The 1200-nt window shown below is 72.9% G+C and carries 2 protein-coding genes; both read left to right on the top strand.

All coding sequences use genetic code 11. The features are described 5' to 3' along the window. Positions 1 to 199: 199 nt before the first annotated feature. On the top strand, positions 200 to 598 hold the full coding sequence (locus tag MTQ10_RS30610) for a RidA family protein (RefSeq protein WP_247474028.1): 399 nt from the start codon (positions 200 to 202) through the stop codon (positions 596 to 598). Further along, on the top strand, positions 595 to 1119 hold the full coding sequence (locus MTQ10_RS30605; RefSeq protein ID WP_247474023.1) for a GNAT family N-acetyltransferase: 525 nt from the start codon (positions 595 to 597) through the stop codon (positions 1117 to 1119). Before MTQ10_RS30610 ends, MTQ10_RS30605 begins: the two co-directional genes overlap by 4 nt. Positions 1120 to 1200 lie beyond the last annotated feature (81 nt).

The following is a 1200-nucleotide window of genomic DNA, read 5'->3' as shown; positions in this document are numbered from 1 at the left end:
TGGTCACGCCAGCGGCCACCCCGCTTCGGTGTCCGGTCCGGGAGCAACGGCTCAATCCGCGCCCACTGCGCATCAGTCAACGGCACACCCGGACCAACGACCGACTGATCCAAACGAAACTGCCTAGGTCACCTCCCGCCCAGGGGGTCCGGGCAAATTCGGTGGCGGGGGTTGCGGGCCGGTCGCCCATGATGGGCGCATGAGTGAACCGACCCGGATCCCCGCCCCCGCCGGGGTGGCCCCTGCCGCCCAGTACAGCCATGTCGTCCTCGGCACCGGCCGTTTCGTCGCCGTGTCCGGGCAGGTCGCCCTCGACGAGGAGGGACGGATCGTCGGCGAGGGCGATCCGGCCGCGCAGGCCCGGCAGGTCTTCGAGAATCTGCGCCGCTGTCTCGCCGCGGCCGGGGCCGGCTTCGACGACGTGGTGAAGCTGACGTACTTCGTGACGGACATGGCGTACATGCCGGCGATCCGCGAGGCGCGCGCCGCGCACATCCCGGACGACCGTCTCCCGGCCGCGTCGGCGGTGCAGGTGGCGGCGCTGGTGCGGCCCGAGTTCCTGATGGAGATCGAGGCGTACGCGGTGATCGGCACATGAGCGCGCTCACGCTGCGGGAGATGACGGCAAAGGACTGCGGGCCGGTCGCCGGCATCCGCGTCCGGGGCTGGCAGAGCGCGTACCGGGGGCTGATGCCTCGTAGCCACCTCGACGCGATGACCGTCGCCGACAACGTCGAGCGGCTGCGGGAGCGGCTCCTGCGCGGCGACGGCACCGTCACCGACCTCGTCGCGGAGGCCGGCGGCCGGATCGTCGGCTGGGCCTGCCACGGCCCGTACCGCGAGGAGGACCGGCGCACCGCCGACGCCGAGCTGTACGCGATCTACGTGGACCCCGGCCACTACGGCACCGGCATCGGCGGGCGGCTCCTCGCCGAGTCGGTACGGCGCTGCACGTCCGCCGGGCACGGGCGGATGTTCCTGTGGGTGCTGAAGGAGAACAAGGGCGCCCGGCGTTTCTATGAGCGGGCCGGTTTCACCGCGGACGGCGCCGAGGAGCCCTTCGAGGTGCAGGGCGTGGCCGTGCCGGAGGTGCGGTACGTCAGGGATCTGACGGGGTGACAACCGGGGGGACACCCCCCGCCGGGCCGGGGGCGGCGCCTCTTGGCCGGGACGGCACCCCCAAGGACCGCTCCCCCGTCC

Source organism: Streptomyces sp. XM83C, from assembly GCF_023072675.1.
Taxonomy (GTDB): domain Bacteria; phylum Actinomycetota; class Actinomycetes; order Streptomycetales; family Streptomycetaceae; genus Streptomyces; species Streptomyces thermocoprophilus.
Note: the sequence above shows the minus strand (reverse complement) of the source record. Positions and strands in the feature narration are given on the sequence as shown.